This window comes from Porphyromonas sp. C0026D3 (assembly GCF_056590775.1).
Map to the genome: position 1 here is coordinate 1 of NZ_JBWPWU010000001.1, position 15,245 is coordinate 15,245.

Sequence of the window (15,245 nt, forward strand, 5' to 3'; positions counted from 1 at the left end):
AATCGACGTGGCACATTCTTATATCTATAAAAATATCCCTTGTACTACTTGTTTGTTCGCATCGCACCTTCAGCTTTATTTGGCGCGATGCCCTTGTTCATTATGTCTATGACCTCCTCTTTCAAACCGTCACCTCTTTCGGCGTCGGTTTTGCAAAGGTACAAAAAGTTTCTTTCTCTGCAAAACTTCAAAAAAAACAACCGACTCAAAAAAGTCAATTCTCTTCACTATCGAAGATCTGCGGACAAGCTCTCTGTCCCGTTTGCGAGTGCAAAGATAGAAACATTTTCCGACCTGAACAAATCACCAACACACAAAAACTGACAACTCGCTAAAAACCAAATAAATAAGATTTTAATCCACCCCACGGAAAAACGATCTCAAAACGCACCACTCCGGATCCTCCGTTCCTTCCAACTCACATCCGACCTCATGCTCCTATCCGTCTAAGCAATCGTTTCTATCCGTGATACCAAATGCTTCTATCCGTGAAATCGATCGCTTTTATCCGTGAAACTCCACTTCCACCCCAACACCCTGTACACCAGTCACCTAGAAAACCACAAAAACTCATCCAAAAACGTCAAAAGGAAAGGGAGGCCAGAAACGAAAAATAGTAAGCACATGGATGGTTAAAAATCAGGACTATCAACAACCCACTGACACCTTATCTTCAGTATAATCCAGGCTTTAGGTCCTGAATCCCCCACCCTGATGATATATTATATTGGGTATATTTACCCTCAGATAGTTCTCCAAACCTAAAAAACCATCATAATGACCGACAAAAAGAATATCTACAGACTCCTTATAGCCGTCGCTCTGTACCTCATGTTCAGTGCTCCAATGCTGGGACAAATGGATGGGGCTCCTCGTCCAAAATATCATTTGCCGTACAAGAATACGTACGTAAAAGAACTTTTTGTGACCGAAAACTCATTCATCAATTCCAAGCCGGAGGTGATCCGACACGGAAGCTATGAGGAGGCTCGCAAGATCCTTCCGAGTCCGGTGTGGGAAGGGCACGAGAAAGAGATAGAGATGTACTGGTCGGCATGGAAGATCGCGATCAAAAACATCACGGACCCTAAGGATGGCAGTGGGTTTGTCTGCACCTACATTGACACAGCGTACAATGGCAATATCTTCATGTGGGACACCTCTTTCATACTCATGTTTGCAAAGTATGGCGAGCGTTTTTTTCCTTTTCATCGAACCCTAGACAACTTTTACTCACACCAACATCCGGACGGATTTATTTGTCGGGAGATTCGTGCAGATGGGTCGGATGCCTTTCATAGATATGACCCCACTAGCACCGGCCCCAACTTGATTCCCTGGGCCGAGATGTGCTACTTTAGGCAGTACGGGGATCTGGACCGCCTACACAAAGTGTTTCCGGTACTATGTGGATACTATAACTGGCTTCACCTCAACCGGACATGGCCGAATGGCACCTATTGGTCTAGTGGTTGGGGGACGGGTATGGATAACATGCCTCGTGTCCCGGAGCAATACAACCCCATCTTTTCGCATGGGCACATGGTTTGGCTGGACACAAACCTACAGCAGATCTTCACAGCGCACGAGCTTTTGAGGATGGGATTCTATATTGAACGCTGGCAGGAGATTGAGGACTATGAAACCGAAGCCGAACACCTAACCGAATATATTCGCAAAAACTTATGGGATGAGAAAAGTGGTTTTTTGTACGATCAGTACAGTGACGGCAAACTCTGTGAAACTATGGGCATCAGTGCCTACTGGGCATTACTAACAGATGTGCTGAACAAAGAGCAGACGGACCGACTAGTCGCACACCTAACGGACACGACCACCTTTGCTCGTACGCATTGTATCCCATCGCTTGCGGCCAACCATGCCAAGTATCGGGCAAATGGTCGGTACTGGCAAGGAGGGGTATGGCCGGGTACAAACTACATGGTTCTCTACGGTTTGGCCGAAAAAGGCTACTATGACTTGGCTCATCAATTGGCAATGAACCACTACAATAATGTGCTACGGGTGTATGAAAACACAGGGACTTTTTGGGAATACTATGCTCCGGAGAGTACGGAGCCGGGATTTATGGCTAGGGACAACTTTGTCGGATGGGGAGGTGTAGCACCTATAGCCGTCCTCCTAGAGTATGTGATGGGAATAAGGGCAGACTATACCGAAAAGGTAATCAGCTGGGATCTAAACCTACTAGAGGCTCACGGGGTTGATCGCTACCCATATGGCAAAGATGGAGAAATCTCGTTGCGAGCCTCAAAACGAAACAAGCGAAACGAACGCCCAACGATAGCAATAACGACCAATACACCATTTACTCTTGTACTCAGGTACGGAGGGAAAGAAGAGCACCTGAAGATCAACGAAAGCGGCACCTATTGACTCGCACAAGATTCGACACCAAAATATAGCGTCTAGATGATCAAGCTCATACTCTTATCGGACTTTACGGAGTCGTTTGCCTACAAAATCCTGAAAGGTGTGCTCAACTACTCGCGAAAAAATAGCACCTGGGTAGTCAGTCGCATGCCCCCCTCCTACCGTGAACAAAATGGCATCATAGGGGTGTTGGAGTGGGCTAAGTTTTGGGGAGCAGATGCCATTTTAGGACGCTTTGAGAGTGAAAGGGAAGCCCTCGCATATCGGAATTCCGGGCTGGTCGTTTTTGCCCAAGACTACAAGCAACGTTTTTCGGAGATACCCAGTCTCTCTTTTGACTACAAGGCAACCGGGGAGATGGCGGCTCAGTTTTTTGTACAAAAGGGCTACACAAACTTTGCTTTTGTGGGATACAAGGATGCTTTTTGGAGCAAAGAGAGATGCATGGGCTATAGGGACTACTTGGATGAAGTCGGATACAGTGGCAACCTTTGGGTGTACGAGGAGCAGTCGATCGATGACGTTTGGTTTTATGATACGCCCAACCTAGTTGCATTCTTGAAAGGACTTCCTCAAGGCACTGCTGTTTTTGCATGTGATGACAACCAAGGGAGTCGTCTCACGGAAATCTGCAAAGTAAATGACATCAAGATACCAACACACCTAGCGATCCTAGGAGTGGACAACGATGAGACAGTGTGTTCGCTGTCTGATCCTCCCCTATCCAGTATTTTGCAAGACGTAGAGCAGACGGCATATGATGTTGCCAAACAGATAACAGAGCTGATAAATGGCACACGATCGGTCGCCACGACAGTCATTGGAAAGCCGGTAAAAGTAGTCGAACGCATCTCTACCGATATGATCACAACGGATGACCCACACGTCCGAACTGCACTGAAGTACATACACGAGCATGCCACCACGGAGATATCCGTAGTAGATGTACTGAAGCAAGTTCCCCTATGTAGACGACAGTTTGAGAAACGCTTCAGAGAGGCTACACACCTATCTGTGTATAAATATATTCTTGAGCTAAGGATTGCACGCTTTGCTCAGGCGTTGCTGCTATCCGATGGGCAAGTAAAAGAAGTAGCGGCCGATCTGGGATTTCTCAACTACAAGTCGCTGTCTCGGCAATTCAAGCTGATCACCGGGCTTTCACCGCTCGAATACAGGGAGCAAAATAGGCAGATAATCAGGGAATAACCCGCGAATCCGTGTTGTCAAAAATAGGCGTATAGTCACTCGTTGGTATCAGCAGATTATCCTTGATGGTGAGCTCTCTAACTGATTCTGAGTAGTAAAGAGGAGAGGGAAAAGTTGTGAAGGTGTTGTTTTGTACAACGACTCTACCGTGATAACTAAACCCTAGGCTCTTCTGACGAATTTCAGGATCTATGGAAATCACTGCATGAGTAAACTGATACTTGGCCGTAAGGGCATTGACAAAGTGGTTGTCGGAAATAATGATCTCTTCGCACGGGCCACTCTCATACCATCCATTGGCATCACCACACAGTAGGATAGCACTCCCGTGCGTGTGGTCAAATAGGTTGTGGTGGCAGACGACACGCTTCCGTGTAGAAAACAGTGCACCACGGGCTCTATTGTTTCGGATCGTATTGTAGCCAAAGTCAACTGTAGGATAGGCTGATGTGTTTTCGACAGCCAATGGGGTAGCACCATCTGTAATCTGACTTGGCAACGAATCTCGCAGTATGAGGTAAGCTCCCTTGGGGGAGATTGATTGATAGCCTATGCACGTGGTACTAAACACCGGCCTCAAGGTATTGCGGTCAATAAGCGTGACTTCATCTCCATCCCTATACCACCCGATCCCAAAAGTCTGACCATGAGCAAATGCCACTTTCAGTCGGTTGTCACTTAGGACACTGTCTACTCGTAGATAGGTTCCATGAATGTTGATTGCATCGTCTGCCATGTTTTCGTACAGGCCATCCGTTGATCGAATATAGCCTCTGCACCCCGAAAAGTGCGTCGCATCAGCTTGAGTCGTAAAGAATCTGGGCGATTTTTCAGAACGTCGCACTGCGAAATGATCCAATGTGAGATTGTCACTATTTTGCGCCAACAATCCCATTCCTTCTGCATAGTGTACGACCAAATCACGTAGTAAGATGTCTCTGCTCTCTGTTAGGACAATGCCGGGGGTTGGACGCTCTGAGGATCTGAGGACATATACATCACCGACCATGAGGTACCCACTTTCACCCCAACCATAGATCCTAAGCAGGTTTTTGCCACTCCTTTCAATTTTCGTGGGATTGAATGAGACATCGGCACGATTCCACTTCATGTGCCCATCTTCGGAAAATGGCATACACCACTTCGGGACAACTTGAAAACCCTCACACTCTAGGACAATTTGGTTTTCATCTTTTATACTCCACCTGGATTCATCCAAGACCTCAGCTGTGACTACGTCATTCTCGATCTTCTTGATGGTTATTTGTGTCAGGGCCGGTCTGGGATAGTCTATACTAACATTCTGAATGGTTACATTCTCACAGCCTGATAATACAAAAGGAATAAGTCTGCCATGAAAGAGCAAGCGTGTTTCGGCACCAACAATCTTGACATTTCTCAAGTCTTTGAGCCAAAAAGCTACTGGTCTCTGATCAACATGGTCATGGTTGGAAATAAACAACTCATGCGTAGGCAGACTTGAGTCCCAAATATGATACTCGCCTTGGCGGAGGGTTACGATCACTTCCTCGCCGGAGCGATTTGCTTTTTGCACCTGATTTAGGAGCTTGGTTAGAGCCGGACCATTATCATAGGTCGGATCATTAGCTCTACCACCAAACTGCTCTATGCTGAGCGTTTGTGCCACACCGCAGAGAGGGAATAGAAGCGTGGAGAGAAGGGCTACTAGATTTAGAAAAAGTTGGTTAGGCATACTCGTATTTCGTGAGCTAAAAGACCTATGCTACAAAAAGGATCCGGAAATCTCATTTCCAAGGAGATAATCCTCCGCTCTCATTGTTCGTTTGGAGGGAGGTTGGAGGACAAGCAGACGAAGGGCCAGACGCTTTGTCTGTACGATAAGCTCTCGCGCCGGAGTGACTAGGAGCTCCCCCGGCTTTAGGCCTACCACATCCGGCACGACCTCTGCTTTGTAGACCTTTATCTCTGTTTTTTTTCCATCATTCAATGTTGCAAATGCAGTAGGATATGGGCTCATAGCGCGCACACGAAGTAAGATCTGCTCAGCATCCTGTTCCCTAAAGGACAACGCCCGATCGCCCTTGAAAATCTTTGGAGCACAGGGGAGGGGCAAATCACTGTCATCGACGAGTGTACTTTGGCAGGTTCCGAGTCGCTCATCAGGTTTAGCCTCCGCTATCCTATCAATCGTTTTGCACACGAGATTGGCGCCAACCTCCATAAGTTTGTCGTGCAAACTTCCGCCATCATCCTCCTCGGAGATAGGTACTTCCTCCTGGAGTATGATTCGTCCCGTATCTATCTGTTCGTCCAAGAAAAAGGTCGTCACCCCTGTCTTCTTTTCACCATTTAGGATAGCATGCTGTATAGGTGCCGCTCCACGATATTTGGGCAAAAGTGACGCATGGAGGTTGAATGTTCCTCGGGGTGGCATAGCCCATACCTCCATGGGCAACATCCGGAAGGCAACGACGACAAAGAGGTCTCCACCAAGTTCTTTCAACGACGACAAAAAGCCTGGGTCACGGAGCTTTTCTGGTTGCAGGATAGGCACATTGGGGAGTATTTTTTGGGCCATCTCCTTCACTGCCGATGGTTGCAGTCTGTATCCACGCCCCGACGGCCGATCCGGGGCAGTCACTACTCCTACGACCTGATACCCGTTGGACACCAGTTGTCTTAGCGATGTTACGGCAAAGTCGGGTGTGCCAAAAAAGACGATCCTCATATTTTCCTTCATTTCCATAGGCTCTCAGTCTCCCCCAAAGTTTTCATTCAGAATCTCTCGGTACGTATTGAATATCTTGGACTTGCTCACAAACCCCACATACTTCCCCTCCGGTGTTTCGACCGGGAGGTTCCACATCTTGGAGTCCTCAAATGCATGCATCACCTCGTCCATGCTCATGGTGGTCAATATCCTGGTGCTTGGGACGACCATGATCTTGCTCACCTGCATCCGATCATACAGCTCCGGCCGAAACATAATATTGCGGATATTATCAAGGAGGATCATACCCACCATGTGCCCATCGTCCTGTAGTACCGGCATGATATTCCGCGTGCTTTTGCTGCTGGAGAAGATACGCACGGCATCTCCCAGAGTCATGTCCGGTGCCAGAGGGCTAAAATCATCCTCTAGGACTTGATCCACGCCCATCAGGGTGAGCACAGCCTGATCCTTTTGGTGCGTCACGAGCATGCCCTCCTCGGCCAACCTCAGCGCATAGATATTGTGATCCAAAAACAGGCGAGACACACCGTAGCTAGTGACCGACACAACCAATAGTGGCAAAAAGAGGTTGTAGCCTCCGGAGAGCTCTGCGATCAAAAAAGTACCGGTCAGGGGAGCATGCATCACTCCAGCCATTAGTCCGGCCATCCCCATCAAAGTAAAGTTCTCTGAAGGTAAAAATGGCCCCACCCCAAACCGATTCATCAAGTAACTAAAGACAAAGCCCACCAAAGCGCCCACGAAAAGGCTAGGTGCGAAAACGCCACCACTACCCCCTCCGGCATTGGTGGCAACAGTCGCAACGACCTTGGTAAAAATCACCAAAAGCAAAAAAATGGGCAGGATAAAAAAGCCGGAGTTACGCAATAGTTCGAACGGCGAACCACTCATCACCTCCCCCGTCTGCGCTGTGATCAAGTCCAGTATCGTTGTGTATCCCTCACCATACAAAGGGGGAAAAAGAAAGATCAGCGCACTCAAAACAACGGCACATAGTCCAAACCTACGCCACCGCCCGATTTTTTTGAGCAGACCCTCCAGCCCCACGGTCATCTTGACAAAATAAATGGCCACCAAGCCACAGCTGATGCCCAAAAAGAAGACCATCGGTATCCGCTCCAGAGTAAACGGATTCTCAGCAACGTAGGGAAACATTGCCTCCATCCCAAAAAAGAAATAGCTCATGGTCGCAGCCGTAACCGATGCCACCAGCAACGGCATGACAGAGTTGAGGGTCAGATCCATCATGAGGACCTCGATCACAAAGACCAAGCCCGTAATAGGAGCCTTGAATATCCCCGCCACCGCTCCGGCGGCCCCGCAGCCCACCAAGAGCATCAGATTCCCATGCTCTAGCCTAAAAAACTTACCAATATTGCTACCAATCGCCGAGCCGGTCAAGACGATTGGAGCCTCAGCCCCCACCGATCCCCCCAAGCCGATAGTGACTGAGGAAGCCACAAGAGAAGTCCAAGTGTTGTGGACCTTGATCCGGCTCTTTCTCTGACTGACTGCGAAAAGGATCTTGGAGATACCGTGTCCGATGTCATCCTTGACGATGTAGCGGACAAACAACCCGGACAAAAAGATTCCCAGTACCGGGGTGATGAGGTAACTGTAGTTGAACTGAGCCAACCCATTGGCACTCATCACCACATTCTGTATCAGGTGTATGGTCCCCTTGAGTGTCGCTGCGGCTATTGAGCAGGCTATCCCGGTCAGAAACGCCAGCCCCACGACCAAGACCCGCTCGGGGATACGCTCCTCGCGCCAGCGCAGGAACTTCAGTACCGCATTGCTAGTCGGCTTTTGATGTTTCATCGGATAATCTTGAATGCGCCATCCACCTCCAGCTTGATGATATTGGACGCCACATGCGGGGTTCGCTCCTTTTGCCTATATCGGACGATATAGTCCACTCCGGCCTTTACCTCATCACTGATGGCCGAAAAGCTTGCCGGAGACGGCTCTCCGGAGATGTTGGCACTGGTGCTGACAATAGGCTTCCGAAAACGCTCACACAACTTGTTGCAAAACAACTCATCCACGACACGTATCCCGGCACTGCCATCCTCGGCCAAAAGATTGTGCGCCAGCCCATGTACATTGGGGTAAATGATCGTCAGGGGCTGAAGTGCGGCATCGATCAGGTCATAGGCTACACGCGGCACCTCATCCATGAGGAGGGGAAGTATTGCATTCGTCTGGACGATACTGATGAGCGCCTTGGCGTCATCTCGTTTTTTTAGCTCAAAGACACGGCGTACCGCATCTTCATTGGTCGCATCGCACCCAATCCCCCATATCGTATCCGTTGGGTATAGGATTAGCCCTCCGGCCTTGAGGGTGCGGAGAGCTTCATTTAGATCCTCGAGGTCATATCTCGGGGCCTCAGTCGTGCCATTATTTCTCATACATCACACGTATATATAGTCATCCGGAAAGAGAGGGGCTGGGGTGGGAAAAAATAACCACTGGCCTTCACCCTAGGTTTATACTCTCACAAGGCTCAAAGATAACAACATTTCACCAAAGGTTACAAAGTTATCTCTATGTACTCACAAACTATTTTCCCCAGTCGGAAAACTCAAAATCACAATGTGATTTGAACAAACCACTGTGTGATTTGAATAAATCACTTAGTGATTTCTAGAAATCACACTGTGATTTTATCTTTGTCATGGAAGAGGGGCATCTTTTTCTCCGAGGTTGTTGCATTTTCCCCCTCGCAAGTTGTTTTTTTCTCCTCTCAAAAAAAAGCTTTCCCCCTTAGGACGACAAAAGGGCAGGACGTTTTTCGGTCAAAAAAAACGTCCTGCCCTTTTCTTCGCTCAATTTATCTCAATGGGCACAGAAAGTACCCAAGCAGACATCCCGGTATAGTTAGGGGATTTTATCCGTGGTGAGTTCAGGATTGTTTTGGACAAATAGGTCGGCATTTCGCTTGAGCTGAAAAAACTTGGCTCTAGACATAGCACTATTCTTGGTGAGAGTGGAGTACAACTCCGTGGAAAAGTCGGTCATATCCTCGCTCGAGAGGGCAAGGATCTGTCCGGATCCGGCAAAAAGTCGCTGTGGCAGAGGCCGGTGATTGTACGGACAGACATCCTGACAAGTATCACACCCATAAAAGCGACGTCCAAACTTTTTGGCCAGCTCCGATGGGATATCTCCTCGGTGCTCAATCGTGAGGTAGCTGACACATCTGCGTGCATCCAGCCCCTTAGAGGTCAGGGCCTGAGTCGGGCAACTATCCAGGCAACGGCTACAGGTGCCACAGGAGTGGAGGCGAGCCGGGCGAGTGGGCTCCAGATCCAAGGTGGTAAGGAGTTCGCCCAAAAAAACGTAGCTACCGACTTTCGGGACAATCAGATTACGATTCCGGCCTATAAAGCCCAGCCCGGCCACTTCGGCCCAATAACGCTCCAAGAAGGGGACCGTATCCACGATAGGCCTATATGAGTGCCCCATCACCTCACGATCAATCCTCTCTCCGAGGTCCTCCAAGTACTTTTTTAGGACAAGGTGGTAGTCCTGTCCATAGGCGTACTTGGAGACCTGTGGGGCATCCGGACGTTGTCGCTCGCGGGGGTAATAGCTAACAGCGACCACTATCACAGAGCGGGCCTCCGGCAGTATCTCCGAGCCGGGATGAAACCGCACAGCCTGATTGCGCTCCAAGTAGGTCATTCCGGCGTTTTGGCCACTATTGATCCAGGCCGTGTACTTTTGACTGTGCAGATCATCCACAGGGCCAAGCCGAGCCACCCCTGCGGCATCTGCCCCCATCTCCTTGGCCAGCCTCAGTATATCATCAGTAGATACCACTTGTACTTATAGGCGTGCAGACTTGTTGTAGAAAGAGAGCCCGACAATACTCAATAGCCCAATGAGTGTCGTCCACAAGGTCTGGGCAGTGTGGACGATCAGAGCAAAAGAGCCGGCATCGTCACGACCAACACCAAAAAACACAAGCGTAAAAATGACCATAAAGTGCCATGCGCCCAGCCCGGCCTGAACCGGTGCGATCATCGAAAAGGTGATCAGCACAAACGCCATTAGAGCCACCTCCCAGCCAAGGCCGCTCATAAAACTAAATGCGTAAAAGGTCAGGTAAAACTGAAGGAAATAACTCCCCCATATCAGCACGGTGTACAGCAAAAAGCTCCAACGCCGGCGAAGCGTAAACACCGTCAGGACTCCGCTCCAAACCCCACTCAGTGTGTGCTTTATTTTTGTCCAAAAAGCATACCGATGAGCCAAAACCGCACCAATAGACACGGCTAGAAGCATCACCAAGACAAGCACCCAAGAAGTGGCAGAACCCCAAAAGTCCAAAAAGCAGTCAACCAAAGTGGGGTTTTCGTAAAAAAAAGTCTGAAAGAATGGATAATTGAGAAACGTGGCCACTAGCGCAAGCAAGATACCCACAAAGACATCAAGCGTCCGATCCATAACCATGGTCCCAAACAGCTTGGAAAACGAGAGGCCAGTGTACAACCTCATAGCACCACAACGCCAGATCTCGCCCAGCCGAGGCAGTGCCATATTCACGGCATAGGTACCTTGAGTGGTGAGGATTGAATTGACAAGCGTCTTGCCCGGGGGATCCAGCTGGCGCAGCATAATATTCCACCGCAGTCCCCTGAATGTATTGCCAATAGTACCGAAAAGTGACGCCCCGATGATCACCCACCACTTGGAGTCGGTCCTCAGCGTCTCCAACAGCTTGTTGAAGTCTGTGTTTCGATACAAAAACCAGAGGATCACCCCACCGAGCAATAGTGGCAACACAACTTTCAATACCCCTTTGGATGTAATATTCATAAACGGAAATATGATTTTTCCCAACTCACAATCGGAGTATGAGCTAGATACTCCACATCAAGCCCGACACTATCCCGTCCATTTTTGGTAAGTTTGCGCAAGCCTGTGGCTATTTTTACTCGCAAAAGTACCATATTTCATGGACATCGTTTTGCGTCAAATCAAAAAATCAAAACTCATGAAGCCGGTACACGCCAAGAAAGCACTAGGACAGCACTTCCTCCGAGACGAAAGGATAGCTGAGCGTATTGCCCAGATTTTACCCGGTCAGGGCCTACCCGTAGTGGAGGTGGGCCCCGGAATGGGAGTACTGACCAAATATCTGCTGGAAGAGCACAGGACGGTCAAGGTGATCGAACTAGATACCGAGTCGGTAGAGTACCTGAAGGTCGCATTTCCGGACCTCAAGCAAGACATCATCAACGGGGATTTTCTCAGGGTAGACCTCTCCACACTGTTTGGTGCCGGCAGACCCTTTATGGTCATAGGCAACTACCCCTACAACATCTCGTCACAGATTTTTTTTAAGATCCTTGAGTACAAAGACCTAATACCGGTAGCCGGGGGAATGCTCCAAAAAGAGGTGGCAAGCCGTCTCGCATCTCCGCCGGGTAGCAAAGAGTACGGAATCCTGAGCGTATTGCTCCAAGCATGGTACGATGTAGAGTACCTATTTACCGTAGAACCCGGAGTATTCACCCCACCTCCAAAAGTAAAAAGTGGAGTGATCCGAATCACTCGGAATGGTCGTACAAAGCTGGGCTGTGACGAACAACTATTTAGGAGTGTGGTCAAGACAACGTTCAACCAAAGGAGAAAAACGATCCGAAACTCCATCAAACCACTGCTCGGAACCGCCAACCTACCCGACAGTGTAGACCGACTCATGGCAATGCGACCTGAGCAAATGGGCGTGGAGGACTTTGTAATACTAACCAATGCAGTGAACCAAGCCGAAAGATAATGGACCAAAAGTATAAGGAAAAGGACAGACTGATAGCCCTCATCAAAGCGCACAATGATGAGGAACTGAATAAGGTGATCCCAACACTCCATGCCACCGAGCTTGCCGAACTGCTGGAGGAGCTCGGGACGGACGATGCCATCTATCTGCACCAACTACTGCCGAATGAGACGGCGGCGGATGTGCTCCTGGAGCTTGACGATGAAGACCAGCAAAACATCCTACAGCACATCTCGGATGAGGATATCGCGACGAAACTCCTCTCCAACATGGATACCGATGATGCTGCCGAGCTCATCCGTGACCTGGACGAAGACCAGCAAGAGTCGATCCTCTCCAAGGTAGATAACGTCGAACAAGCTGGGGATATCATAGACCTGCTCCACTACGATGAGGACACAGCCGGTGGAGTCATGCGCAAGGAGATGGTCGTGATCAACGAGAACTGGTCCATGCCGAAGTGTGTGGACGAAATGCGTTCTCAGGCAGAAGACCTAAACGAACTCTACTATATTTATGTCGTAGATGATGACAAAAAACTAGTAGGTACTCTACCGATCAAAAAAGTGATCACCAACCCATCGGCCAATCGGATCAGAAATGTCATGCAACGTGATCCGATAATGCTACACGTAAGTGACTCAATAGAGGAGGTCATCAACGCTTTTGACCGCTACGACCTAGTCGCTATACCGGTAGTAGACTCTATCGGCAGACTTGTCGGGGTAATCACGGTAGACGACGTGGTGGACGAGATGCGCGAACAACATGAGAAAGACTACCAATTGGCCTCCGGTCTATCGCAAGACATTGAAAGCTCAGACTCGGTTTTCCGCCAGACGGGTGCACGACTACCTTGGTTGCTCATAGGTATGGCGGGGGGGATATTCAATTCCGTCCTCCTTGGACAATACGATGGCGTCTTTGCCCAACTGCCAGCACTCTCAGTATTCATTCCCCTGATAGGCGGGACCGGTGGTAATGTGGGGATGCAATCCTCTGCTATTATTGTCCAAGACCTCGCAAGCAACTCACTACGTCCGGGGAAGACTTTGCACCTAATAGGGAAAGAACTGGCTGTTGCTATTATCAATGCCAGTATTATAGCACTTGTGGTTTTTGTCTACAACTACTTCTATATCCGTGATCTCATCATCATGGCTAGTGTTTCTATCAGTCTGTTTACCGTTGTGCTCTTTGCCAGCACTTTTGGAACAATCGTACCCTTGACGTTGAACAAGCTGAAGATGGATCCTGCAAGAGCGACAGGGCCTTTTATCACAATCACCAATGACCTTGTCGGGATGTTTATTTACATGACCATTACCCAGATGCTTTTTGCTATTCTACAATGAAGAGGATCCTTTGCTCGCTCGCACTACTTTTTTTGGTCATAGGCTGTGGTCCCGAGAAGACTGTCACCCAAAAGCATGCTGAAAAAGCCACCAGGTCCGACTACATCCCCGCACGCATCGAGATGCGTGCGGCATGGATTCCGACTGTGTTTCGCAACAACTATGCACAGATGGGGGCTGAGGAACTTCAGGCTTACTTCAGAGCCAAACTAGACCAACTCAAGGAGATGGGAGTCAATGCCGTCTTCTTTCAAGTACGCTGCGAAGCCGATGCCTGGTATGAGTCACAATACGAGCCTTGGAGCAGGTTTTTATCGACACAACAGGGAACATCACCAAAGCCATTTTGGGATCCTCTGGCTTTTATGATCGATGAGTGCCACCAACGTTGTATGGAGCTACACGCCTGGATCAACCCCTATAGAGCCTCCACAAAGGTAGGACAACCCTTGGCAAGCAACCATCCGTATTATCGGCACCCGGAGTGGTTTGTACAGTATGGTGACCTACTGCTATTCAACCCCGCACTACAAGAAGTACGCGACTACACCTGCCGGATAGTGGCTGACATAGTCAATAGATACGACATTGATGGTCTACATATCGATGACTATTTCTACCCATACCCCGTAGCAGGAGTCCCGTTTCCTGACCAAAATGATTACAACCGCATGAAGAAAAGCGGACAGTCTATCGCTGACTTTAGGAGGGAAAATGTAAGCCTTCTGATCAAGCAAATGCATCAGACCATCAAGCAGGCCAAGCCATACGTACGATTTGGAGTCAGTCCGTTTGGCATCTACCGCAATGAACGGACCGATCCCACAGGATCCAAGACAAAGGGCTTACAAAACTATGATGACCTATATGCAGACATTTTACTTTGGGATCAGATGCACTGGGTAGATTACATAGTCCCACAGATCTACTGGCACATGGGACACAAGTTAGCTGACTATACCGAGTTGGCCTATTGGTGGAACAAAAACATTCAAAATGCCCATTACTACATCGGGCAATCTGTACGTCCCACCATGGATCATGAGCAATTGCATCCCAAACTGAATATTGCAAGAGAGACCTCAGAGGGCAATGTCATCTGGCCTGCAGATGAGCTATTTGCGAACTACAAAGGGATCCGAAGTATTATCGCCAATCATTACTGGAAATACCCGGCTCTGATTCCACCGACCCCCTACCCTGCTGACCTCAAAGGCTATAAAGAACCAACGCGATCAGCGTACCTGCTGAAAGGAGAGTTGTACCAAGAGCTTGTATGGCTGGGCGACATGACCATGCCCAAAGGACTTGAGACACGATACTACGTCATCTATACGCATCAACGCAAAGCACCTATCCGAGAAATCCTAAAAGCAGAAAACATCACCGCCATAACCAATGCGACAAGATATAGGCCTTTAGATCTGGGAAAGAAGTACAAAGTATCGTTTACCATCACTCGCGTAGACCGATACAACCACGAACACATTGTTGCCAAAGATATTCAAGCCGTGCTATAAGGGTCATTCATGAGACGCAAGGCGTCCTTGCGCATTACTCAAAGATCCACTGCTATACAACCACAACTTATCAATATGGATTTCAAACAAATAGACTCCCTCGTCACTGTACTCTTTATGCTTTTGGCAATTGCCAGCGCAATTGTGTTTTTCACCTTCGCCGATGATAAGAGTTGGTTTTACCTCCTTGGTTGTACTGCTATCGTGATTAGGATAGGACAGTACGCCACAAGGTTTTTCTACAACAGAAAACTAAGAAA

General features: G+C 48.7%; 12 protein-coding genes. 6 read left to right on the forward strand and 6 right to left on the reverse strand.

Annotated features, from left to right (window positions below; genetic code table 11):
- The 3 genes from AC1EK1_RS00005 to AC1EK1_RS00015 all read left to right on the forward strand — a co-directional run.
- Positions 1-335, forward strand: a 335-nt coding sequence (locus AC1EK1_RS00005; RefSeq protein WP_480304975.1) for a hypothetical protein, incomplete at its 5' end; no start/stop codon positions are given.
- A 496-nt stretch (positions 336-831) separates the two neighbouring features.
- On the forward strand, positions 832-2,397 hold the full coding sequence (locus AC1EK1_RS00010) for an MGH1-like glycoside hydrolase domain-containing protein (RefSeq protein ID WP_480305271.1): 1,566 nt from the start codon (positions 832-834) through the stop codon (positions 2,395-2,397).
- A gap of 36 nt (positions 2,398-2,433) precedes the next feature.
- A complete protein-coding gene (locus AC1EK1_RS00015) occupies positions 2,434-3,603 on the forward strand; it encodes a substrate-binding domain-containing protein (RefSeq protein ID WP_480304977.1) in 1,170 nt (389 codons plus the stop codon).
- On the opposite strand, the gene AC1EK1_RS00020 is transcribed toward AC1EK1_RS00015, so the two are convergent.
- The 6 genes from AC1EK1_RS00020 to AC1EK1_RS00045 form a co-directional block, all read right to left on the reverse strand.
- Positions 3,593-5,317, reverse strand: coding sequence for an alpha-1,3-galactosidase-related protein (locus tag AC1EK1_RS00020; protein ID WP_480304978.1), 1,725 nt, complete (start codon positions 5,315-5,317; stop codon positions 3,593-3,595). The two genes, AC1EK1_RS00015 and AC1EK1_RS00020, sit on opposite strands and share 11 nt — an antisense overlap.
- A 30-nt stretch (positions 5,318-5,347) precedes the next feature.
- Complete coding sequence (gene fmt, locus AC1EK1_RS00025; RefSeq protein ID WP_480304980.1) at positions 5,348-6,331, reverse strand: methionyl-tRNA formyltransferase; 984 nt, start codon at positions 6,329-6,331, stop codon at positions 5,348-5,350.
- A 6-nt stretch (positions 6,332-6,337) separates the two neighbouring features.
- Positions 6,338-8,140: a chloride channel protein gene (locus tag AC1EK1_RS00030; RefSeq protein ID WP_480304981.1), complete on the reverse strand. Its 1,803-nt coding sequence runs from the start codon at positions 8,138-8,140 to the stop codon at positions 6,338-6,340.
- Complete coding sequence (locus AC1EK1_RS00035; RefSeq protein ID WP_480304982.1) at positions 8,137-8,733, reverse strand: L-threonylcarbamoyladenylate synthase; 597 nt, start codon at positions 8,731-8,733, stop codon at positions 8,137-8,139. Before AC1EK1_RS00035 ends, AC1EK1_RS00030 begins: the two co-directional genes overlap by 4 nt.
- 469 nt (positions 8,734-9,202) lie before the next feature.
- Complete coding sequence (gene queG, locus AC1EK1_RS00040) at positions 9,203-10,147, reverse strand: tRNA epoxyqueuosine(34) reductase QueG (protein WP_480304983.1); 945 nt, start codon at positions 10,145-10,147, stop codon at positions 9,203-9,205.
- 6 nt (positions 10,148-10,153) lie between these two features.
- Complete coding sequence (locus AC1EK1_RS00045) at positions 10,154-11,146, reverse strand: lysylphosphatidylglycerol synthase transmembrane domain-containing protein (protein WP_480304985.1); 993 nt, start codon at positions 11,144-11,146, stop codon at positions 10,154-10,156.
- A gap of 178 nt (positions 11,147-11,324) precedes the next feature.
- Here AC1EK1_RS00045 and rsmA point away from each other — a divergent pair, with 178 nt between their 5' ends.
- From rsmA to AC1EK1_RS00060, 3 genes are read left to right on the forward strand one after another with little or no spacing between them, the layout of a single operon-like run.
- Positions 11,325-12,110, forward strand: a complete 786-nt coding sequence (gene rsmA / locus AC1EK1_RS00050) for a 16S rRNA (adenine(1518)-N(6)/adenine(1519)-N(6))-dimethyltransferase RsmA (protein WP_480304986.1) — start codon at positions 11,325-11,327, stop codon at positions 12,108-12,110.
- Entirely contained in the window at positions 12,110-13,465 is a 1,356-nt protein-coding gene (mgtE, locus tag AC1EK1_RS00055; protein ID WP_480304987.1) for a magnesium transporter, read from the forward strand. Before rsmA ends, mgtE begins: the two co-directional genes overlap by 1 nt.
- Entirely contained in the window at positions 13,462-14,985 is a 1,524-nt protein-coding gene (locus tag AC1EK1_RS00060) for a glycoside hydrolase family 10-like protein (protein ID WP_480304988.1), read from the forward strand. Before mgtE ends, AC1EK1_RS00060 begins: the two co-directional genes overlap by 4 nt.
- Positions 14,986-15,245: the final 260 nt, after the last annotated feature.